A 21,990-nucleotide genomic window follows, 5' to 3' on the forward strand; every position below is an offset into this window, starting at 1 on the left:
CGTTGCAGCGCTATCGTTTGCGGGTCAGGATTTTGTCGAGCGTGTCGTCATGCAAATTGCCCCGTCGCCTCTCAACGAGGCAGCCCGCCTGTGTTTTCTCGAGAGCCTGAACATTCTCGATACCCCGGCCGAGGAAACCTTCGACCGCATCACCCGCTTGGCCAGTGTGCTGCTCGATGTGCCCATGGCCCTGGTGTCGCTGGTCGACATGAATCGCCAGTGGTTCAAGTCGCGCCAGGGCATCGATGTGGCCGAAACCACGCGAGATGTGGCGTTCTGTGCCCATGCCCTGCATGCCGAGGACATCCTGGTGATCCCGGACGCCAGCGCCGATCCGCGTTTCGTGGACAACCCGCTGGTGACCGGTGGACCGCGCATCCGCTTCTACGCCGGGGTGCCGCTGCGCTTTGCCGGCGAACTGACCGTGGGCACCCTGTGCGTGCTCGACACCCGGCCGCGTCGGGTGTCGGAAACCGAACTGGCGCACCTGCGCGACCTGGCGCGGATCGTCGAGCGCGAGATGCTGCACCGTAGCCTGGCCATCGACTCGGGCAGCGCGGTGCAGCAGGCGGAGCAGGGTGCATTGGTGTCCTCCGAGGCGCGCTTTCGCCGAGTGTTCGACAACAGTCCGACCAGCAAGGCACTGGTTGGCCTTGACGGACGCATCCTCGAACCCAACCGCGAATTCTGCCAGCTGCTTGGCCAGACCAAGGAATGGCTGGTGCTGACCCCGCTGAGCGCGCTGATCGCGCCGCAGGACCTGGCCAAGCTGGACGATCCTTGGCAGCGCATGGTGGCCGGCGAGCAGGATTCGCTGCTTCTCGAGGTGCGGTTGATCACCGGCGGCAACGCCCCACTGTGGAGCGAACTGAGTGTGTCGGCGCTGCGCAACGATTGCGGTGTCATCGAGCACATGGTGGTGTTCGTGCGTGACATCAGCGAGCGCAAGCGCCGCCAGCAGCAATTGCAGCGCTATCAGGCGACCCTCGAACAGCAGGTGGCGCAGCGCACCGAAGAACTGGCCCGCAGCCAGGAAACCCTGCAGGCCATCGCCGACAATATCCCGGTGCTGATCGCGCAGATCGGCACCGACCTCGAATACCGCTTCAACAATGCCGTGTACCGCCAGGTCTTCGGCGTCGAGCCCACCGAGCTCAGGGGCCGCAAGGTGCAGGATCTGCTCCCGGCGCAGGTGTACCAGCAACTGCTGCCTTGCTTCCGCAAGGCTCTGGCCGGGGAGCGGGTCGAGGCCGACAACGTGCGCTACAGCCCCGACGACACGCGGATCTGGCATGCATCCTATGTGCCCGATATCCGCAACGGCAAGGTGGAGGGCTTTTTCGTCATGTCGCTGGACGTGACAGAGCGCAAGCACAAGGAAAAGACCCTGCTGGACCAGGCCACGCTCGACCCGTTGACCGGATTGCCCAACCGGGTGGCGTTGCACAAGGAGCTTGATTTCGCCCTGCAGCAGCGGGCCGCCTTTGCCTTGTTCTTCATCGACCTGGATGGTTTCAAGCAGGTCAACGACCAGTACGGGCACGACGCAGGTGATGCCGTGTTGCAGGCTGCTGCGGGGCGCATGCTGGCGATCATGCGTACGGACGACACGGTGGCCAGGCTGGCGGGTGACGAGTTCGTGGTCATTGCCCAGGCCGTGGCCAACCAGGCGTCAGCCCGGGATATCGCGCGCAAGCTGTGCGATGTGCTGTCGGCGCCGGTCCAGGTGGAAGGTGGTGAAGTGGCCGTCGGTGCCAGTATCGGGGTTTACCTGAACTTGTCCGGGCATGATCCGCAGAGTGCCGAGGAGGCTTTGGCGTTGGCAGACAAGGCGATGTATGAGGCCAAGCGGGGTGGGCGGAACAGGTTTAGCCTGGTGGCGGATTGAGAGGGGGGTTGCCTCGACATTTTCAGCGCCTGTGAGATCGAGCGCCGCCCGCGCGGCGCATCGCGAGCTGCGCTCGCTCCTACGTTTGTTTCGGGCCAATTATTGCTGCGGGATTTGCGCGCGAACGCCTTGGGGCCTGACTCGATATCGCGTCGTACAATCCAGGCGGTCGCGCGCGCCTGTCACAGGTGTTACTGGCCAGAAACAAACGTAGGAGCGAGCGCAGCTCGCGATGCGCCGCGCGGGCGGCGCTCGATCTCACAGGCGCCACAACACTTGTGGCTGGCACAGGGAGGCCACAATGCCAACCTCAGCCGATCACACCCCCCAATACTGCAACCCCCACAACACCCCCATGCCAACCACCAGGGTCAGCAATGTGCTGCGTGTCCGCCAGGCAACCAGCCCGGCCACGATCGCCGCCGGTATCTGTGGGTTGCCCCAGTCGATACCCGGCTGCCCGGCGCTGAACACCACGGCCGGCAGCACCAGCGCGGCCAATACACTGGCCGGCACATACACCAGCGCGCGGCGCAACATTGGCGGAATGCGCAAGGCACCGTAGAACTCGATGAACGACAGCCGTATCGCAAAGGTGCCCAGACCAATCAGGGCAAAGGTGATCCAGGGGTTCATGTCGGTCATGGCGCCTCCGCTGCCACGCGTGAGCCCTTGCGCAGCTGTTCCAGAGTCACCCCGCTGATCACCCCGCCCAGCGAGGCGACCAGCAAGCCGAGGTTGTAGGGCAGGTCGTGTGCCAGCACCGCCAGCGCGCCGCCGACCACCGCCGCGCCCAGCATGGCCGGGTTACGGATGCCCGGCACCAGCAGCGCCAGGAACGACAGCGGAATGGCAAAGCCCAACGACCAGGACTCCGGGATGCCGCCTCCCAGGTACACGCCGGCCAGTACCGCCAGGTTCCAGCCGAACCACATCGGCAAGGCGGTCCCCATGTAGTAGGGGAAAGCAAACCGGCCGAGGCCGTCGGCGCCGAATTTCAGGCTGCACAGGGCGAACGCCTGGTCGGAAAGCAGGTATGACAACGACCAGGTCTTGCGCCGTGGCAGGTCGCTCAGGTGCGGGGCCAGGGCGGCGCTGTACATCAGGAAGCGCAGGTTGATCACCAGGGCGGTGACCACCATGGTCAGCGGCAGTGCGCCGTTGTGCAGCAGTTGCAGCACCACCATCTGCGCGGAACCGGAATAGAACAGCAGGGTCATGCCCATCGCGTCGAGTGGCGACATCCCCATGCCGATGGCCGTCACCCCGGTGATCAGGCCGAAGGGCACCATGCCGGTCATCAGTGGCAGAACTGCGCGCACTCCCTCGGTGAATGCGGGCATTGCGCTTTTGCAAGGCATGTGGGTTCCTTGGAAATTGCTCAGGCCCGCTCAAGGTAAAACCCGCATGGCTTGGTAACAACACATATTGATGTTTTTTCAGGCCTGAAGATACCAGGCCTGAAACCCTGTCGTGCGAATCACCCAGGTTTCAAACCAACTCGGTTTGCGTTGTCTGCCCGGCCAGCTTGGCCTGGGTCTTGATCTCGACGTCTTCCTTCATGCGCTGGGCGATCTGCTCATCGACCTTGGCCTGCTGCTCAGGTGGCAGGGCGTTGTATTCGTCCTCGGTCAGGCCCAGCTCCTGGAGGATCTTTTCCTTGATCTTCTCTTCCGGCGACTTGGCCATGTAGTCGTGGAAGGCCTGCACGGCATCACCGCTTTCCTGGGTGCTGGCGCCGGCCTGCTGGCGAGCGGCGAGGTCAGGGTTGTGCAGCATCACCTTGAGCTTGGCGAAGGCTTCTTCGCGGGCATCGTCGGCATTCTGCTGCGAAGTGCTGCCCTGGCTGTTCTGCTGCGCGGACGCATTGCTGGTGGCCAGCGGCGCACGGAACGGCACCAGCTCGGCTTGCGCCTGGTCATGGTTGATGCGTTGCTGCTGGTGCACGGTGGCCTGCCAACCCAGGCCATTGAGGGTGATTGCCATGTTCTCCTCCTTGGACGTTGCAAAGCCTGGGGAGTGGGGCAAAACCCATGCCAGCCGTGCAGGCCGCGAAAATAGGACGTTCAGGCTATTCCGGTGGCCGGCCACCAGGCATATGCTTGCCTGTCAGAGGAAGCACGTTGCCGCCTGCGGCAAACACAAGCACTGTCGGCAGCACCTTGATCGGGGCGCAGTTGCTGGACACCAGGGAGAGCGTCCATGAGTCAGGAAGCAGCGCCGGCACCTGCCGGCTTCAGTGAACAGCAGCTGGCCACGCTGTTCGAGTTGATCAGCGATGGTATCTGGGACTGGAATGCCAATACCGGCTATGTCTATCGCAACCCCGGCTGGTACGCCATGCTCGGCTACGAAAACCATTCCAAGGCCAACACTGTGTTCACCTGGGAAAGCGTGATCCACCCCGAGGACTATCCACGGGTGATGGCGCATTTCGAGGCCTACATCAACCAGCGCAACGAGCGCTATCTGATCGAGTACCGCTGCCGCTGCCACGATGGCAGTTACCTGTGGGTCGAGGACAGTGGCCATATCATCGAGCGCAACGAAGATGGCTCGGTAGCCCGCATGCTCGGCGCGCACCGCAATATCGATGCGGGCAAGCGCCTGGTCGAGCAGCTGGAGCAGAAGAACCATTCGCTGGAGGCCCAGGTGGTCGAGCGCACCCGTGAGCTGTCGTGGGTCAACCAGCAATTGCAGCGCCAGCTCGACGAAAACCGCATTCTGGCCGAGCGCGATGCGCTGACGCGGATTGCCAATCGCTATCGGCTGGAGAAGACCTTGCAGCAGGAGTGCGAACGGGCCAAGCGTTTTCGCCAGCCGCTGGCGCTGATTGCCATGGACCTGGATGATTTCAAGCCGATCAATGACCGTTATGGTCATGCCCGCGGTGACGCGGCGTTGGTCCAGGTGGCGGACAACCTGCGTGCCAGCCTGCGCGAACTCGACCTGCTGGCGCGCTGGGGCGGCGACGAATTCGTCATGGTGCTGCCGCAGACCACGCTGGGCGAGGCGCTCGAGCTGGCGGGGCAGCTGCGCCGGGTGATGGAGCGGCTCGAACCGGTGGGTGAATGCCGGCTGACCATGAGCTATGGCGTGGTGCAGTGGCAGGACGGCGAGGGTCAGCAGGACCTCTTGGGCCGGGCTGACAAGGCCTTGTACCGGGCCAAGGATGCAGGCAAGAACTCGATTTGCGAGTGAGCCGTTAGCGGATTAAAAAAAAGACCCGCGGCGCCTGGGGCGCAGCGGGTCAAGTCGGCCTCGGCCGCTTCAGTGTCAGATATGCAGTGCGTGGCCCAGCGCGCGCAGTGCCGCTTCCTGCACCGCCTCACCCAGTGTCGGGTGAGCATGGATGGTCCCGGCCACATCCTCCAGCCGTGCGCCCATCTCCAGCGACTGGGCAAACGCCGTGGACAGTTCCGATACCGCCACGCCAACCGCCTGCCAGCCCACGATCAGGTGGTTGTCACGCCGCGCCACCACCCGCACGAAACCGTTTTTCGATTCCAGGCTCATGGCCCGGCCGTTGGCGGCGAACGGGAACTGCGCGACGATGCAGTCCAGCCCCTGCTGGCTGGCTTGCTCCGGTGTCTTGCCGGCGACCACGACTTCCGGGTCGGTGAAGCACACCGCAGCAATGGCCGCAGGTTCGAAACGCCGGGTCTTGCCGGCAATGATTTCGGCCACCATCTCACCTTGCGCCATGGCGCGGTGGGCGAGCATCGGCTCGCCCGCCACGTCACCAATGGCCCAGACGTTGCGCATGCTGGTCTGGCAGCGCTCGTCGATGGCAATGGCGGCGCCGTTCATCTTCAGGTCCAGGCACTCCAGGTTGAAGCCTTGGGTGCGTGGCCGGCGGCCTACGGCCACCAGCACCCGGTCGGCCTCCAGGCGCAGTTGCCCGCCCTGGCCATCGCTGGCCAGCAGGCAGCCGTTCTCGTAGCCTTCGACGCTGTGGCCCAGGTGCAGGGCGATGCCCAGTTTCTTCAGCGATTCGGCCACCGGCGCTGTCAGTTCGCTGTCATAGGTCGGCAGAATGCGCTCGCGCGCTTCCACCACGCTGACCTGTGCGCCCAGCTTGCGGTAGGCGATGCCCAGTTCCAGGCCGATGTAACCACCGCCCACCACCACCAGGTGCTTGGGCAGGGCCTTGGGCGCCAGGGCTTCGGTGGAGGAGATGATCGGCCCGCCGAGTGGCAGCATCGGCAGTTCGACGCTGTTCGAGCCGGTAGCCAGCAGCAGGTGCTCGCACTGGATACGCTGGCCGTCGACCTCGACCTGTTTGCCGTCGAGGATCTTCGCCCAGCCGTGAATCACCTTGACCCCATGCTTTTTCAGCAAGGCGGCCACGCCGGTGGTCAGGCGGTCGACGATGCCGTCTTTCCAGGCCACGCTCTGGCCGATGTCCAGGCGCGGGGTGTCCACGCTGATGCCCAGTGGCGACTGCCCGGCAAAGCGCGTGGTCTGGTGGAACTGCTCGGCCACATGGATCAGCGCCTTGGACGGGATGCAGCCAATGTTCAGGCAGGTGCCACCGAGGGCCTGGCCTTCGACCAGCACGGTGGGGATGCCCAGTTGCCCGGCGCGGATGGCGGCTACGTAGCCGCCGGGGCCGCCGCCGATGATCAGCAGGGTGGTGTCGAGGATCTGGGTCATGCTCACTCCAGGAACAGACATGCAGGTTGTTCGAGCAGGCCACGCACGGCCTGGATGAACTGCGCGGCATCCATGCCATCGACCACCCGGTGGTCGAACGAGCTGGACAGGTTCATCATCTTGCGCACGACGATCTGGCCGTCGATCACCACCGGGCGCTCGACGATGCGGTTGACGCCGACGATCGCCACTTCCGGGGTGTTGACCACCGGTGTGCTGACGATGCCGCCGAGTGCGCCAAGGCTGGTCAGGGTAATGGTCGAGCCGCTCAGTTCTTCACGGCTGGCCTTGTTGTTGCGTGCGGCGTTGGCCAGGCGCGCGATCTCGCCGGCATTGGCCCACAGGCTGGCGGCCTCGGCATGGCGCAGCACCGGCACCATCAGGCCGTTGTCACCCTGGGTGGCGATGCCCACGTGCACCGCGCCGTGGCGGGTGATGACCTGGGCTTCGTCGTCGTAGGTGGCGTTGATCTGCGGGAAGTCGCGCAAGGCCACGACCAGGGCGCGGACCAGGAACGGCAGCAGGGTCAGCTTGCCACGCGTGTCACCGTACTTGGCATTGAGCTGCTGGCGCAGGGCCTCCACGGCGGTGACGTCGATCTCTTCCACGTAGCTGAAGTGCGCAACACGGCGCTTGGCGTCCTGCATGCGCTGGGCGATCTTGCGGCGCAGGCCGATCACCGGCACCTGCTCGCTGTCGGTGCGCTTGGCATAGCCGCTCGGCGCCTGGCCGGTCGGGCTGTGCGGCTTGCTCATGAAGGCGTCGAGGTCTTCGTGCAGGATGCGCCCGGCCGGGCCACTGCCATGCACGTAGCGCAGCTCGATGCCGGCATCCAGGGCGCGCTTGCGCACTGCCGGCGAGGCCAGCGGCTTGTCGCCCTGCTGGCGAGGAACGATCGGGGCTTCGGCGTGCTGCTCGGGGGCCTGGTAGGCCACCGGCTGTGGCGCTTTCGCTTCTGGCTTGGGAGCAACGGGCGCGCTGTGCGCTTGCGCCGGTTTGGCCTGCGGCACGTCCACATGGTTGCCGCTGCCTTCCACTTCGATGCGGATCAGCTCGCTGCCGACCGCCATCACTTCACCTGGCTGGCCACCCAGGGCCAGCACCTTGCCGCTGACCGGCGAAGGGATTTCCACGGTGGCCTTGTCGGTCATGACATCGGCCACCACCTGGTCCTCGGCGATCATGTCGCCGACCTTGACGAACCATTCCACCAACTCGACCTGCGCGATGCCTTCGCCAATGTCCGGCATCTTGATGACGTGCGTGCCCATTCAGACCTCCATGACCCGTTTCAATGCCGCGCCTACCCGCGAAGGGCCTGGGAAGTAAGCCCATTCCTGTGCGTGAGGGTAGGGGGTGTCCCAGCCGGTGACGCGCTCGATCGGTGCTTCGAGGTGATGGAAGCAGTGCTCCTGCACCAGCGACACCAGTTCGGCGCCGAAGCCGCAGGTGCGGGTGGCCTCATGCACGACCACGCAACGGCCGGTCTTCTTCACCGACGCGACGATGGTCTCCAGGTCCAGCGGCCAGAGGCTGCGCAGGTCGATGACTTCGGCATCGACGCCGGTCTCTTCGGCAGCCACCTGGGCCACGTAGACCGTGGTGCCGTAGGTCAGCACGGTGACATCGTTGCCAGGGCGGGTGATTGCCGCCTTGTCCAGTGGCACGGTGTAGTAGCCGTCCGGCACGGCGCTTTGCGGGTGCTTGGACCAAGGCGTGACAGGGCGGTCGTGGTGGCCGTCGAAGGGGCCGTTGTACAGGCGCTTGGGCTCGAGGAAGATCACCGGGTCGTCGCATTCGATCGAGGCGATCAGCAGGCCCTTGGCGTCATACGGGTTGGACGGCATGACCGTGCGCAGGCCGCAGACCTGGGTGAACATCGCTTCCGGGCTCTGGCTGTGGGTCTGGCCGCCGTAGATGCCGCCGCCGCAAGGCATGCGCAGGGTCAGCGGGGCGATGAACTCGCCAGCCGAGCGGTAGCGCAGGCGGGCCATTTCCGAGACGATCTGGTCGGACGCCGGGTAGAAATAGTCGGCGAACTGGATTTCCACCACCGGGCGCAGGCCGTAGGCGCCCATGCCCACGGCGGTGCCGACGATGCCGCTTTCCGAGATCGGGGCGTCGAATACGCGCGATTTGCCGTACTTGGTCTGCAGGCCTTCGGTGCAACGGAACACGCCGCCGAAGTAACCGACGTCCTGGCCGTAGACCACCACATTGTCGTCGCGCTCAAGCATGACATCCATGGCCGAGCGCAGGGCCTGGATCATGGTCAGTGTGCTGGTGGCCATCGCGGTTTCCGGGTTGATGCTGTTGTTGTGATCGTTCATCTCAGACCCCCAGTTCCTGGCGCTGACGGCGCAGGTGGTCAGGCATTTCCTTGTACACGTCCTCGAACATCGAGGCCGCGCTCGGGATGTGGCCGTTGGCCAGGGTGCCGTACTGTTCCGCTTCCTTCTGCGCCGCGATGACCGCGGCTTCGAACTCGGCGGTGGTGGCCTGGTGTTCTTCCTCGGACCAATGGCCGATCTTGATCAGGTGCTGCTTCAGGCGGGCGATCGGGTCGCCCAGCGGGAAGTGGCTCCAGTCATCGGCCGGGCGGTACTTGGACGGGTCGTCCGAGGTCGAGTGCGGGCCGGCGCGGTAGGTGACCCACTCGATCAGCGATGGGCCAAGGCCGCGGCGGGCACGTTCGGCGGCCCAGCGCGAGGCAGCGTAGACGGCGACGAAGTCGTTGCCGTCAACCCGCAGCGAGGCGATGCCGCACCCTACGCCACGGCCGGCGAAGGTGGTCTGCTCGCCACCGGCGATGGCCTGGAAGGTGGAGATCGCCCACTGGTTGTTGACCACGTTGAGGATCACCGGGGCGCGGTAGACGTGGGCGAAGGTGAGGGCGGTGTGGAAATCGGACTCGGCGGTGGCGCCGTCGCCGATCCAGGCCGATGCGATCTTAGTATCGCCCTTGATCGCCGAGGCCATGGCCCAGCCGACCGCCTGCACGAACTGGGTCGCCAGGTTGCCGCTGATGGTGAAGAAACCGGCTTCGCGTACCGAATACATGATCGGCAGCTGGCGGCCCTTGAGCGGGTCGCGCTCGTTGGACAGCAGTTGGCAGATCATTTCCACCAACGACACGTCGCGGGCCATGAGGATGCTCTGCTGGCGGTAGGTGGGGAAGCACATGTCGGTGCGGTTGAGCGCCAGCGCCTGGGCGCTGCCGATGGCTTCCTCGCCCAGGCTCTGCATGTAGAAGGACATCTTCTTCTGGCGCTGGGCAACCACCATGCGGCTGTCGAAGATGCGCGTCTTGAGCATGGCGCGCATGCCTTGGCGCAGGATCTGCGGGTCGATGTCTTCGGCCCATGGGCCTTGGGCGTTGCCTTGCTCGTCGAGCACGCGGACCAGGCTGTAGGACAGGTCGGCGGTGTCGGCAGCATCGACATCGATAGGGGGTTTACGGACTTGCCCTGCGTCGTTCAGGCGCAGGTAGGAGAAATCGGTCTGGCAGCCTGGCCGGCCGGTGGGCTCGGGCACATGCAAACGCAGGGGGGCGTACTCGTTCATGCTTTTTACGCTCGCTCGGATGTTGTTTTTGTGAGCTCTGAAGCGGCCGCCGCTGAGTACCGGCTTGTGACTGGTAGGTCAGCGTCTTTTACATCTTAGTGGGAGGGCAGGAGAATTTTTCTCTCAAGTTGATTGCCTTTGCCTGACGGGGGAGATAAACATTCCGGATAAACACAAAAAACCGGTGAATTTGTCTCATGCGCAAGCTCGATCGTACCGATATCGGCATTCTCAACAGCCTCCAGGACAACGCCCGCATCACCAACGCGGAGCTGGCGCGTTCGGTGAACCTGTCGCCAACACCCTGTTTCAACCGGGTCAAGGCGATGGAAGAGTTGGGGGTGATCCGCCAGCAGGTGACCTTGCTGTCGCCGCAGGTGCTGGGCCTGGATGTGAATGTGTTCATCCATGTCAGCCTGGAGAAGCAGGTTGAGCAGGCGCTGCATCGCTTCGAGGAAGAGATCGCCGAGCGGCCCGAGGTGATGGAGTGCTACCTGATGACAGGCGACCCCGACTACCTGCTGCGGGTACTGCTGCCGAGCATCCAGGCGCTGGAGCGGTTTCTCGATTACCTGACGCGGTTGCCGGGGGTGGCCAATATTCGCTCCAGTTTTGCCCTCAAGCAGGTGAGGTACAAGACGGCGTTGCCGTTGCCTTCGAATGGCATGACCTTGCGCGAATAGTGTTTGCCTGCACCGGCCTCTTCGCGGGCAAGCCCGCTCCCACAGGGATCACACAATGCCTGAGGCTTGTGCCGTACCTGTGGGAGCGGGTTTACCCGCGAAGAGGCCGGCACAGGCAATACAGAGGGTGCTTGATATTTTAAACACCCCAGGCCTATGTTGTGGTCAGCCTATAACAACAAGGACAAGCGTCATGACCACCGCCGCCCACCGCTCGCCTGCCGAGCTCCTTCAGGGCATCGACCAGATCGAATGCGTCACTCCCGACCTCAACGGCGTCCCCCGCGGCAAGGTGATGACTGCCGAAGGCTTCCTCGAAGGCCGCCGCCTGCAGATGGCCCGGGGCGTGCTGTTGCAATGCATCATGGGCGGCTACCCGCCGGCGCGCTTCTACGGCAGCGACGACGGCGACCTGGCACTGGTCGCGGAACCTGCGCAGATCCACCGCCTGCCGTGGAGCGAGGAGGGCCTGGCACTGGCCATCTGTGACGCCAACGAACTCGATGGCCGGCCTTCGGGGCTGTCGACGCGGGGGCAGCTCAAGGCCGTGATCGCCCGCTACGCCGCCCTGGGCCTGGCACCGGTGGTGGCGACCGAGCTGGAGTTCTTCGTCTTCGCCCCCAACACCGATCCGCAGCAACCCTTCCTGCCACCGGTTGGCAAGGATGGCCGCCGCGAGCTTGGTCATTCGGCGTTCAGCGTCAGCTCCAACAATGGCCTGCGCCCGTTCTTCCAGGAGGTCTACCAGTGCATGGCGGCCCTGGGCCTGCCCCGCGACACCTTCATGCATGAAATGGGCGTGAGCCAGTTCGAGATCAACCTGTTGCACGGCGACCCGCTGTTGCTGGCCGATCAGACCTTTCTGTTCAAGCACCTGCTCAAGGAGGTGGCGCTCAAGCACGGCCTGAACGTGGTGTGCATGGCCAAACCGCTGGCACATACACCTGGCAGCTCCATGCACATCCATCAGAGCCTGGTGGAAATCGCCAGCGGGCGTAACCTGTTCAACGACGAGCAGGGCCAGCCGACCGATACCTTCTACCATTTCATTGGCGGCCAGCAGGCGTGCATGGCCGACTTCACCGCGCTGTTCGCACCCAACGTCAACTCCTACCAGCGGCTGTGCCATCCGTATGCCTCGCCGAACAATGCCTGCTGGTCCGAGGACAACCGTGCTGCCGGCCTGCGCATTCCGGCCAGTGCCCCGGTGGCCCGGCGGGTGGAAAACCGCCTGCCCGGCGCCGATGCCAACCCCTACCTGGCTATCGCCGCCAGCCTGGCCGCCGGCCTGCACGGCATCGAGCAGCGCCTGCAGCCAACCCCGGCGATCCAGGGTGAGTTCGAGGTGCCGGAGCACCTGAGCCTGCCGTGCACCTTGCATGCGGCCCTTGAGCGCCTCAAGCGCAGCACCCTGGCGCGGGAACTGTTCGGCAGCGAGTTCATCGAAGGCTACATCGCCAGCAAGACCCTCGAACTGACGGACTTCTTCAACGAAATCACGCCATGGGAGCGGCGCGTGCTGGCGGCGCAGGCCTGATCGCGACATATCCGGCACTGGACGCGCCCCTGACCGGCTATTTGTTGGGCAGGGGACTGCGCCGCGGCCATTTTGCTTTTATGCTTGCCAGCAAGCCAACGCCACCTGACCAGGGAGTTCGACGGGACGTATGCGAAACATCTGGAAGCCCTTTCAGTCGTTGTATTTCGCCGCCTTGATGATGTTGATCGGCTCAGGCCTGCTCAGTACCTACCTGGCGCTGCGCCTGGCGGCCGATCATGTCGACAGCCTGTGGGTGGGTGCGCTGATGGCGGCCAACTACTTCGGCCTGGCCGTGGGCGGCAAGGTTGGCCACCGGCTGATCGGCCGGGTCGGGCACATCCGTGCCTATGCCACCTGTGCCGGTATCGTCGGCGCTGCGGTGCTGGGCCATGGGCTGACCAGCTGGTTGCCGGTGTGGGTCGGGTTGAGGATGATCGTCGGCCTGGGGATGATGTGCCAGTACATGGTCATCGAGAGCTGGCTCAACGAGCAGGCCGATGCCAAGCACCGCGGTGCGGTGTTCAGCGGCTACATGATCGCTTCCTACCTTGGCCTGGTGCTCGGCCAGCTGATTCTGGTGGTGCACCCGCAACTGGGCCCGGAACTGCTGATGCTGGTCGCCATGTGCTTCGCCCTGTGCCTGGTGCCGGTGGCGATGACCCGGCGCATCCACCCGGCGCCGTTGCGCCCGGCACCGATGGAGCCGAAGTTCTTCATCAAGCGGGTGCCGCAGTCGCTCAGTACGGTGCTTGGCTCGGGGCTGATCGTCGGGTCGTTCTATGGCCTGGCGCCGCTGTATGCCTCCAGCCAGGGGATGTCGACCGAACAGATCGGTCTGTTCATGGGGTGCTGCATCTTTGCCGGGCTGCTGGTGCAGTGGCCGTTGGGCTGGTTGTCCGATCGCTATGACCGTGCGGTGCTGATCCGTAGCGTCGCAGTGGGCCTGGCGCTGGCTTCGGCACCGTTGGCGATTTTGCCGAGCGTGCCGCTGGAGGCGCTGTTCGCCATCGGCTTCGTGATTTCGCTGTTGCAGTTCTGCCTGTACCCACTGGCGGTGGCGTTTTCCAATGACCACGTCGAGAGCGAGCGACGAGTGTCACTGACCGCCATGCTGCTGGTCACCTACGGCGTGGGCGCCTGTATCGGGCCGCTGGCTGCGGGGGTGCTGATGAAGGTATTGGGGGCGCAGATGCTCTATGCGTTCTTCGCGTTCTTCGCCCTGGTGCTGGTGTGGCGCATTCGGCCGAAGGCGGTTACCGGGCTGCACCAGGTGCAGGATGCGCCGCTGGGCCACGTGGCCATGCCGGCGGCTGGTTCGCCACTGTCGGCGGCGCTCGACCCGCGGGTGGATGAGCAGACTGTGCAGGAGGTGATGCAGGCGCCGGTGGCGGCGGAAGATACCGAGGCCGAGGAGCAGAAGGGGGCAAAGGCGGCCACCGAGGCAGAGGCCGAAGTGGACAAGTCAAGTTGAGGTTTGGTGGTGCTGGCTGGGCGGGACTCATCCCGGCCAGCCAGCTGCCGCAGGATGGCTCAGGCCAGTGTCACGTTGCGCAACGTGAACTTCAGTATTTCCCCTTCACGGTCCCCTGCATGCAGAAACAGGAACGTATGCTGGTATCCCCGATAGTAGCGCTGCTCGCCTACCTCTGAAACACGATGGCCGTTCCTGTCGCGCAGGTAAAACTCGATGCCTTCGGCGGTTGCAGGGTCTCCATCCCATGGCTGCAGCGTCTGGATTTTCCATGCATCCTGATTGCGCAACAGATTGGCCGGGTTGAACGCATCGATGATGCGCCCGGCTACATGGGTGCCGTACAGACCTAGCCAGCCATTTTTGTTCTGCTCCAGCCTGGCGCCCCGGTAGTCCCAATTGTTCGCAGCGTAGATGTAGTAATAGCTGCGCTCGACTTCTTGCTTGATGAACTGGAATGCGAACAGCACGGGCTTGAAGCCGAACCTCGGTGGCCGTGAGTCGTGGGCGCACAACCAGCCGTCCTGGTCTTCCTGGAATGTCGGGTTGTTGAACTCGTCCGTGTCGGCTACGCCTATCTGGCCATGGCTGCAATGCAGTTCTGCGGTGAAATTTGCGAGAATCATCAAGCCTCCTGTACCGATGCCCTTGGAAATGGGGGTGGGGCTTGCAACGCTAGGCGATCGCCTGCTGCGTCATCAGCTGGAAGCGTTTCAGATCGGTCGCCCGATCAAGAACGCCACCCGTGGGTGGCGTTATTCAGGGCGGGGACTGCGACATATCAGAACTGTTCATGACGGTTGTGGCATAGCCAGCCGTCTAGCCGTGGACTGAGGGTGGAGTCAATCACCCCGATCGTTCCTTTATTGGAATCCAGTTCCGCCGTGAATTTGCCAGGGCTCATAAAGTCTCCTGCGCAATGGGCACTCGGTCGTGAGTGCGAGCAGGTACGATCGGCGCAGGGCTGCGCTGAAGGCAGCAGGAAGGTGTGTAACGTGAGGTAAAACAGTCGAAAGGGATGGGCGTTGCAATGACGCCCATCCGCGCCGGCATCAATAATCGTCTTTGTCGAACCGCCGCGCCTCACGCTGCAACTGGTAGACAAAACTCTCGATCTTGCGCTGTGCCTGGCCATTGAGGTTGTGGAAGCGTACGCCGGCGAAGGTGGTGTTGATCCGCTCTTCATAGTGCAGGTGGCGCAGCTCGACCATGGTATCCACCAGGCCCAGCGGGTTGCTGGCCTTGAAGCGCTCGTACACCTGGCCCAGTTGCAGGCGGTCTTCGACATTACCCTCGAAGCGCAACTTGCAACCGGTGGCAGAGATGTCCAGCAGCTTGCCGCGCAGGGCGCCGTTCCCCTTCAGGTAGCTGCCGTCGAGAATGATGTCGACCAGTTGCGACAGCTTCAGTGCGGCGCGGAAGGCATTGCGGCGCTGGTGGTAGGTCATCTCTTGCGGCATCGCGCCGCGGTAGCAGCGGTGGCCGTCGACTTCGCTGATCTTCAGCTCGTGATTGCATTCCCAGGCGATGCGCACGCCGTCGTGGAAGCCTTCGACGCGGAACGGTTCGCCGTTCTCGATGAATTTTTCGCCGTCGCGCGGGATCATCTCGTCAAGTGCCAGGGTGTTGCTGTCACGGTCCACGTGTACCACGTAGCTCTGGAACCGCTGGCTGCGCTCGTGGAAAGTGATGATCAACGGATCATGGCTGTCTTGCAGCTGGCGCAGGTTGGCCGCGATCTCCAAGGGCGTGGTCAGCACCTTTGGCGGTTGCGGGGCATCGGTTTCATTGAACACGGGTTTTCAATCTCCAGGCAAAAACGACACACGCAAGTAACGGCATTTTGCCAGTATGTTCCGTGCCTTGATAGAAGTAATCACACTTGGCTGAGCGCCCGGGGCTTGGCAAGTGGAGACGTGGTGCCACGGCTGTCGTAGAGTGAAGGTGCTTCGCCACCCTGGAGAATTCTGATCTGGTTGGCCGTGACGTGTTGCTGGACCTGGATGATCCGGCCATTGGTCTCGTTGACTTTCTGGCACGCATCCATCAATTGGGTCAGCACATTGAGCTGTTGCATGATCAGCTCGCCGTTATCCGATTGCGCCGCCAATGCCTGTACCCCGGCGCGATTGGCGCTGAGGCCGAGGCTGGTGAGCAGGTTGTTGCGGCGCATGCCTTGCTGCTCGAGCAGGACGATCAGCGACTGCTTGCGGGCCAGGATGCCCTCCAGCGGCGCCATGTCGCGGCCGTGCAGGGCCACCGACTCCCGCTGGAGGAGGTCGAGCAGTTCCTGGGTCGGAGCGATGTCGTCTTCGATCAGTTGCAGCAAAGTGATGTCGTGCATGGCTAACTCTTGGCTTTACATAGCGTCCGTGAAGTCAGCGCGCCGAACGGTCAGCGCTGGGCTTCGAAATCGAGCAGTTTGCTGGCGACCCGGCCGGCATCGACCTGGTAGCTGCCGTCTGCGATCGCCTGTTTCAACTGCGCCACGCGGGCACTGTTGACCACGGGCTGGTCGCGCAGCTTGTCGCTGACGTTTTGCAACTGCTGGGCCTCTTGGCTGAGGTGTACCGCTTCCCCGCTGGCGCTGGCGCTTTTTGGCGCTTCTTGGGTTTCGCCGGTTTTCTCGGCGTTGCCAGACGTGGCATTGCCACGAACGCCGCCCGTGATGGACGGAGAGTTATTCAAACGACTGAAGTCGATGACCATGATCAGAAACCTCTGGGTATTTGGACGCTTGCCTTGTTTTCGGCCAACCCGAAAGAAACTTTAGGCACAAATGCATAGCCGCCTGTCAGCAAGCTCGCGAACCCGTTTCCGCACAGTTTAGGAAAAGCAGTTGCACACCGCCAGCGTAATCTACATGGCGACCTCGACCTGGCCTGGGCCGGTGACCCGGGCCTTCACCACCCGCTGCGAATTGAGGTTGCGCACCCGGATCTGTTCGCCCTGGCCACCCTTGGCCAAGGCTTCGCCCGGCATGCGCACGCTCAACGGGCCGCTGCGTGCGGTGATCACCACGTGGTCGCCTTTGCGCACCACTTCGGCTTGCTCCAGGTGCTGCGGCGTGAGGACCTGGTCGAGCACTGTCGGGCGCAGCATCTTCATGCCAACCGCCTGGTCGAGGTTGGTGAGAAAGCCTTGGGGCAGCGTGCCGACATCGCGCTCGCGCAGGGCTACGTCGTTTTCGCCAACGACATTGTCACGCTTGAGCGGGCGGGTCACGACCACCACGTCACGGAACAGCCTGACCGTTGCCGGCACGAAAATGGTCCACGGCGCGCTGCCGTCGCAGCGCACCCGCACGGTAACACGGCCCAGCGGTTGCGCCGGGCTTTCCAGCGAGGCGTCCAGCTGTTGGCTGCACAGCGGCATGCGCAGGCGCGGGTCGAGCGGGTTGACCTGGATTTCGTAGCGCCCAGGGGTCTGGGTGGTGGCCAGGTAGTCCTCGACGCTGAATTCAAGAAACCCTTGGGTGACACCGATAAGCTGTTCAGGCAAGGTAACCGCGTCCGCCAGCGTGCGAACGCCGGGTGCCAGCAGGCACAGCACGGCGAGCGTGCCGCTCAGCAGGTGTGTCAGTCGTCGGAAATTTGTCGTTTTCGTGTACATGGCGCTCAAAAAAGCAAAGCCCGTGCCGACTTGGTGACCACATAGCACCAAAAAGGCAGAAAGCATAAGGAGTCAGGCATGGCGGGGGTAATGGATTCAGTCAACCAGCGCACGCAGCTGGTTGGGCAGAATCGCCTGGAATTGCTGCTGTTCCGTCTCAACGGGGCGCAGCTTTACGGCATCAACGTGTTCAAGGTCCGCGAGGTGCTGCAGTGCCCGGAGCTGACCGTGCTGCCCAAGTCGCACCCGGTGGTGCGCGGCGTGGCCAACATTCGCGGGGCGACCATCCCGATCCTCGACCTGTCGATGGCGACCGGCCTGCCAGGGTTGCAGGAAGAAACGCGCAACAGTTTCGTGATCATCACCGAGTACAACACCAAGACCCAGGGTTTCCTGGTGCACTCGGTCGAGCGCATCGTCAACATGAACTGGGAAGAGATTCATCCGCCACCCAAGGGCACTGGCCGCGACCACTACCTGACTGCGGTCACCCGGGTCGACAACCGCATGGTCGAGATCATCGACGTGGAGAAGGTGCTGGCCGAAGTGGCGCCGTCGTCCGAGTCGGTGTCAGACGGCGTGGTCGATGCCGAGGTGCAGGACAAGGCTACGCTGCTGCGGGTGTTGACCGTCGATGATTCGTCGGTGGCACGCAAGCAGGTCAGCCGTTGCCTGCAGACGGTAGGTGTGGAGGTGGTGGCGCTCAACGATGGCCGTCAGGCACTGGACTACCTGCGCAAGCTGGTGGACGAGGGCAAGAAGCCGGAAGAAGAGTTCCTGATGATGATTTCCGACATTGAAATGCCGGAAATGGACGGCTATACGCTCACCGCGGAGATCCGCAGCGACCCGCGTATGCAAAAATTGCACATCTGCCTGCATACTTCGTTGTCCGGGGTATTCAACCAGGCGATGGTCAAGAAGGTCGGGGCCGATGATTTCCTGGCCAAGTTCAAGCCGGACGACCTGGCCCAGCGCGTGGTCGACCGGATCAAGGCAACGCATTGAAGCAGCCCGGGGGCATGCTCCCGGCACCAGTGATTGAAAAGAGGCGGCAGTAGTGTCTACGGGTAATTTGGAGTTCGAACAGTTCAGGGTATTCCTGGAAAAAGCCTGTGGCATCCTGCTGGGCGAGAATAAGCAGTACCTGGTTTCCAGCCGTCTCAACAAGCTGATGGAACAGCAGGGCATCAAGAGCCTGGGCGAGTTGGTGCAGCGCATCCAGACCCAGCCGCGGGGCGGCCTGCGCGAGCAGGTGGTGGATGCCATGACCACCAACGAGACCCTGTGGTTTCGCGATACCTACCCGTTCGAAGTGTTGAAGAACAAGGTCATCCCCGAGTTCATCAGGAACAACCCCGGCCAGCGCCTGCGCATGTGGTCGGCGGCTTGCTCGTCGGGGCAGGAGCCGTACTCGATCTCGATGGCCATCGACGAATTCGAGCGCAGCAACCTGGGCCAGCTGAAGATGGGTGCGCAGATCGTTGCCACCGACCTGTCCGGCTCGATGCTGACCAACTGCAAGACCGGTGAGTACGACAGCCTGGCGATTGCCCGTGGCCTGTCCCAGGAGCGCCTGCAGCGCTACTTCGACACCAAGGGGCCGGGGCGTTGGGCGGTCAAGCCGGCGATCCGCAGCCGCGTCGAGTTCCGCTCGTTCAACCTGCTCGACAGCTACGCGAGCCTGGGCAAGTTCGACATCGTGTTCTGCCGCAATGTGCTGATCTACTTCTCGGCGCAGGTGAAGAAGGACATCCTGTTGCGCATCCACAGCACCCTGAAGCCTGGGGGCTACCTGTTCCTCGGTGCCTCGGAGGCGCTGAATGGGTTGCCAGACCATTACCAGATGGTTCAGTGCAGCCCGGGGATCATTTACCAGGCGAAGTGAGAAGGGGGGGCGCGCCAGGCACACTCCGGTGCTTCTGTAGTGGCCGTCCGAACGAGCGCCGCCCGCGCGGCGCTTGATTTCGCTTTATCCACCAAGCCCAGATGTGCGCCCCACAGGCGCAAAGCAGATCTAATTGAAAAATTTGGACAACATTGTCAACTCGGTACTTCTGAGAAAAAATACGGCTCTAGGTCAGTCAGTTGAGCAAGGAAAATCAAATGCTCAACGGCACTGATTTTTTTCAAGAACTTGAGAGAGTCGGATCCGCCAAGTGCGAGTGCAGGGAAAAAACCATACATTTCATCATGTTTAAGCGGGCCAAGTGTGCTTAGCGCGGGTTTGAACAAGTCGTTGAAGTCGTTCGATTCAACTTTTCTTGAGAGAATGAAACCTTGAAGGTGATTGTTTAACTGTTCTTTTGAAAAGTCTGTTCTATAGAAAATGTAGTTGGAGCTGACGCTTGTGATTTCAAGTGAAAAGCCGCTATTTTCCCCCCATAGATACAAGTCGCCAAACGCGCTGCGTGCAATTAGGTGATAATTGTCGTGTTCCGCTAGCTTGGTGCCATCGATCCAGGATGAGACCACTGCCTCATATTCCTGTGGGTTAACCAGCCAGAAAATTCCCTGGCCGTAGCCCCCCCAGCCGTGTTCGGACCAATATTCCAAGAGTTTTGCAGGGAGTTTGTCTTTGTACCGTTCTATCGTGGAGGGTGGTACCTCTATGCGATCAATAGGGGTGCCGAATTTTTCGATAAATGCTGCAAAAATCTTATCCATGTTAATTTTCTCGCTTCAGCATTTGTGAAGTTTAACGTTCATTCGAGTGGTTCCTCGGAGCTCTGGTGGGACTGTTTCGGCAGCTTTTTTCAAGTTGGGTATTTTTGATTTCCACTGAGGCCCGATTGTCGAATTAACTTTACGGTCTCCGAAGTCAGAGATCGCGTCCTTGCCTCCCGCGATTAAATCTGGGTTGTGTAGTGCTGCTAAAACCGACATCCTATTCAAGGTTTTTTCGATCGCGACCTGCTGCGCCTCAAATGCATCCATAGTTTTTTGTAGCTCATTCTCAATGCTTTGTTGGATGGAGCCTTGGTAGCGTTCCCTTGCTTTTTTTGCTGTTCCAGACTTTCTCTTGCTCGGGCTCGAAACGTTCTCCAGAAACTCCTCAACCGTCATCCAGTTGAGCCCGTCTTCCTGGCCATTCAACTGGCGCTTGAATTCCCCTATTTTATACTCCGGCAATTTGCCTGTTTTAAGCATTCAACGTGATGCAATGCCATGTGGCCCGGTCGGCTTTTCGTCGGCCCGTTGTCATTCTTGTGGGTGTTCGGCACCTCTGGTTCCCGCCCGCCTACAGCTCCCTTGCGCCGCTCTGGCACCTGCAAATCCGGCCGCTTCTTCAACCCCTCCTCATGTTTGAGCATCCACTGCCCAATCCGCGCGCCTTTCTTGCTAGCGGCCATTTCCTGAGCCAGCACACCGGCATTGCCACCCCCACGGGTGAGGTAGGACACCATGGCGCCCAACAGCAGCATCACCACTTCGACATGCCCGGTGGCAATGAAATGCGCGGCCTGATTGATGGCAAACGGGTTGTCCTGGCTGAACGCGCTCAGCCCCTGTTCGCCGCATGGGCCTTCCCAGGCGATACCAATGCCATCCAGGTAGCACTCGCCAATGCGCGGCAAGCCGTCGACGAAGAACTCGGCGAGGGAGGCGATGCCCAGCACACCGAGGATCCAGCCGCTGACCTTGAAGCCGATGGCGGTACCTGCAACCCCGCCGGGAAATGCACCGACACCGCCGGCGAAGGCACCGATGCCGGCACCGAGCAGGCCGCCAGTGAGGGCGCTGCCGGCGACGATCATCGCCATCTGCTCGGCGACGCCGAGCAGGTCGTTGAGGATGCTTTTGATGTCGAGGTCGGCGAAGCGCTGGCGCAGCAGTTCGCCCGCTACCCATTCGGCCTTGTAGAAAGCGCGCCGCACGCTGTCGACACGGCGCAGGTTGAGGGCCAGTGATGGCACTTCTTCGTTGAGGTAGGTACGGAAATGGGCGCCTCCCTGATAGCCCATTTCATCGGTGATGCGTGACTCGATATCGCGCCAGGTGGGCACGATGTGCCAGAGCAGCATGAGGCGTCTCCCTGCCAGTTTTGTGCAGGGGAATCACATCATGGGGTGGGGGTAGGACGTTCCTGAGTCAGTTGTAGGAAAAGTCGATTCGATGCTGGAGGGGGACGTTCGGGATTGGGTTGTTGCTGCGAGGGGTACGGCTGGAGGGATTTGGCGCCCTTGAGATCGAGCGCCGCCCGCGCGGCGCATCGCGAGCTGCGCTCGCTCCTACGTTTGTTTCGGGCCAATGATTCCTGGGGGATTTGCGCGCGAATGCCTGGGCGCATGGCGCTATATCGCGTCGTGCCAACAAGGCGGTCGCGCGCGCCTGGCACAGGCGTTACTGGCCCGAAACAAACGTAGGAGCGAGCGCAGCTCGCGATGCGCCGCGCGGGCGGCGCTCGATCTCAAGGGCGCTGCAAGGCTTTCGACGTACTCCTACGTTTGTTTCGGGCCAATGATTCCTGGGGGATTTGCGCGCGAACGCCTGGGCGCATGACGCAATATCGCGTCGTATCCACAAGGCGTTCGCGCGCGTCTGGCACAGGCGTCACTGGCCCGAAACAAACGTA

At 62.5% G+C, this 21,990-nt stretch carries 20 protein-coding genes and 1 pseudogene; 7 read left to right on the forward strand and 14 right to left on the reverse strand.

Annotated elements, in window-relative coordinates; translation table 11 throughout:
* Nucleotides 1-49: 49 nt before the first annotated feature.
* Nucleotides 50-1,888 carry a bifunctional diguanylate cyclase/phosphodiesterase gene (locus tag OCX61_RS07070; RefSeq protein WP_261943170.1) on the forward strand — a complete coding sequence of 613 codons (1,839 nt, stop codon included), beginning with the start codon at nt 50-52 and terminating at the stop codon, nt 1,886-1,888.
* Between the two features lie 318 nt (nt 1,889-2,206).
* On the opposite strand, the gene OCX61_RS07075 is transcribed toward OCX61_RS07070, so the two are convergent.
* From OCX61_RS07075 to OCX61_RS07085, 3 genes are all read right to left on the reverse strand, one after another.
* Entirely contained in the window at nt 2,207-2,533 is a 327-nt protein-coding gene (locus OCX61_RS07075) for a branched-chain amino acid transport AzlD family protein (RefSeq protein WP_261943171.1), read from the reverse strand.
* Entirely contained in the window at nt 2,530-3,249 is a 720-nt protein-coding gene (locus OCX61_RS07080) for an AzlC family ABC transporter permease (RefSeq protein WP_261943172.1), read from the reverse strand. The genes OCX61_RS07075 and OCX61_RS07080 overlap by 4 nt, the downstream gene beginning before the upstream one ends.
* 130 nt (nt 3,250-3,379) lie before the next feature.
* Nucleotides 3,380-3,874: a hypothetical protein gene (locus OCX61_RS07085; RefSeq protein ID WP_261943173.1), complete on the reverse strand. Its 495-nt coding sequence runs from the start codon at nt 3,872-3,874 to the stop codon at nt 3,380-3,382.
* Between the two features lie 216 nt (nt 3,875-4,090).
* Between OCX61_RS07085 and OCX61_RS07090 the strand changes: the two genes are divergently transcribed.
* On the forward strand, nt 4,091-5,089 hold the full coding sequence (locus tag OCX61_RS07090) for a sensor domain-containing diguanylate cyclase (RefSeq protein WP_261943174.1): 999 nt from the start codon (nt 4,091-4,093) through the stop codon (nt 5,087-5,089).
* A 75-nt stretch (nt 5,090-5,164) separates the two neighbouring features.
* Here OCX61_RS07090 and lpdA read toward each other — a convergent pair whose 3' ends face one another.
* Genes lpdA through OCX61_RS07110 form a run of 4 tightly spaced genes read right to left on the reverse strand, consistent with a single transcriptional unit; the run spans nt 5,165 to nt 10,108 of the window.
* Complete coding sequence (gene lpdA, locus OCX61_RS07095) at nt 5,165-6,544, reverse strand: dihydrolipoyl dehydrogenase (protein WP_261943175.1); 1,380 nt, start codon at nt 6,542-6,544, stop codon at nt 5,165-5,167.
* A 2-nt stretch (nt 6,545-6,546) separates the two neighbouring features.
* Nucleotides 6,547-7,815: a dihydrolipoamide acetyltransferase family protein gene (locus OCX61_RS07100; RefSeq protein ID WP_261943176.1), complete on the reverse strand. Its 1,269-nt coding sequence runs from the start codon at nt 7,813-7,815 to the stop codon at nt 6,547-6,549.
* Nucleotides 7,816-8,874, reverse strand: coding sequence for an alpha-ketoacid dehydrogenase subunit beta (locus tag OCX61_RS07105; protein ID WP_261943177.1), 1,059 nt, complete (start codon nt 8,872-8,874; stop codon nt 7,816-7,818).
* Nucleotide 8,875: 1 nt separating this feature from the next.
* Complete coding sequence (locus OCX61_RS07110) at nt 8,876-10,108, reverse strand: 3-methyl-2-oxobutanoate dehydrogenase (2-methylpropanoyl-transferring) subunit alpha (protein ID WP_054886333.1); 1,233 nt, start codon at nt 10,106-10,108, stop codon at nt 8,876-8,878.
* A gap of 197 nt (nt 10,109-10,305) precedes the next feature.
* On the opposite strand from OCX61_RS07110, the gene bkdR reads away from it, so the two are divergent.
* The 3 genes from bkdR (at nt 10,306) to OCX61_RS07125 (ending at nt 13,802) form a co-directional block, all read left to right on the forward strand.
* Entirely contained in the window at nt 10,306-10,791 is a 486-nt protein-coding gene (bkdR, locus tag OCX61_RS07115) for a Bkd operon transcriptional regulator BkdR (RefSeq protein WP_085675882.1), read from the forward strand.
* A gap of 295 nt (nt 10,792-11,086) precedes the next feature.
* Nucleotides 11,087-12,328 carry a glutamine synthetase family protein gene (locus OCX61_RS07120; RefSeq protein WP_261944276.1) on the forward strand — a complete coding sequence of 414 codons (1,242 nt, stop codon included), beginning with the start codon at nt 11,087-11,089 and terminating at the stop codon, nt 12,326-12,328.
* Between the two features lie 130 nt (nt 12,329-12,458).
* Nucleotides 12,459-13,802 carry an MFS transporter gene (locus tag OCX61_RS07125; RefSeq protein ID WP_261943178.1) on the forward strand — a complete coding sequence of 448 codons (1,344 nt, stop codon included), beginning with the start codon at nt 12,459-12,461 and terminating at the stop codon, nt 13,800-13,802.
* 59 nt (nt 13,803-13,861) lie between these two features.
* On the opposite strand, the gene OCX61_RS07130 is transcribed toward OCX61_RS07125, so the two are convergent.
* The 5 genes from OCX61_RS07130 to flgA all read right to left on the reverse strand — a co-directional run bounded on the left by OCX61_RS07130 (nt 13,862) and on the right by flgA (nt 17,414).
* Nucleotides 13,862-14,428 carry a hypothetical protein gene (locus OCX61_RS07130; RefSeq protein WP_261943179.1) on the reverse strand — a complete coding sequence of 189 codons (567 nt, stop codon included), beginning with the start codon at nt 14,426-14,428 and terminating at the stop codon, nt 13,862-13,864.
* Nucleotides 14,429-14,854: 426 nt separating this feature from the next.
* Nucleotides 14,855-15,598 carry a flagellar brake protein gene (locus tag OCX61_RS07135; RefSeq protein WP_261943180.1) on the reverse strand — a complete coding sequence of 248 codons (744 nt, stop codon included), beginning with the start codon at nt 15,596-15,598 and terminating at the stop codon, nt 14,855-14,857.
* Between the two features lie 80 nt (nt 15,599-15,678).
* The gene (locus OCX61_RS07140; RefSeq protein ID WP_261943181.1) at nt 15,679-16,146 is read right to left on the reverse strand and encodes a flagellar protein FlgN; all 468 of its coding nucleotides are present in this window, start codon (nt 16,144-16,146) and stop codon (nt 15,679-15,681) included.
* A 50-nt stretch (nt 16,147-16,196) separates the two neighbouring features.
* On the reverse strand, nt 16,197-16,511 hold the full coding sequence (gene flgM / locus OCX61_RS07145; RefSeq protein ID WP_261943182.1) for a flagellar biosynthesis anti-sigma factor FlgM: 315 nt from the start codon (nt 16,509-16,511) through the stop codon (nt 16,197-16,199).
* A 150-nt stretch (nt 16,512-16,661) separates the two neighbouring features.
* Complete coding sequence (gene flgA / locus OCX61_RS07150; protein WP_261943183.1) at nt 16,662-17,414, reverse strand: flagellar basal body P-ring formation chaperone FlgA; 753 nt, start codon at nt 17,412-17,414, stop codon at nt 16,662-16,664.
* Between the two features lie 78 nt (nt 17,415-17,492).
* Here flgA and OCX61_RS07155 point away from each other — a divergent pair, with 78 nt between their 5' ends.
* On the forward strand, nt 17,493-18,422 hold the full coding sequence (locus OCX61_RS07155; RefSeq protein WP_261943184.1) for a chemotaxis protein CheV: 930 nt from the start codon (nt 17,493-17,495) through the stop codon (nt 18,420-18,422).
* Nucleotides 18,423-18,474: 52 nt separating this feature from the next.
* Entirely contained in the window at nt 18,475-19,302 is an 828-nt protein-coding gene (cheR, locus tag OCX61_RS07160) for a protein-glutamate O-methyltransferase CheR (protein WP_261943185.1), read from the forward strand.
* Between the two features lie 155 nt (nt 19,303-19,457).
* On the opposite strand, the gene OCX61_RS07165 is transcribed toward cheR, so the two are convergent.
* A complete protein-coding gene (locus tag OCX61_RS07165; protein ID WP_261943186.1) occupies nt 19,458-20,081 on the reverse strand; it encodes a GAD-like domain-containing protein in 624 nt (207 codons plus the stop codon).
* A 15-nt stretch (nt 20,082-20,096) separates the two neighbouring features.
* Nucleotides 20,097-21,439 (reverse strand): annotated as a pseudogene (locus OCX61_RS07170) (DUF6861 domain-containing protein).
* Between the last annotated feature and the right edge of the window lie 551 nt (nt 21,440-21,990).

Origin of the sequence: Pseudomonas sp. LRP2-20 (assembly GCF_024349685.1) — a bacterium.
Taxonomy (GTDB): Bacteria; Pseudomonadota; Gammaproteobacteria; order Pseudomonadales; family Pseudomonadaceae; genus Aquipseudomonas.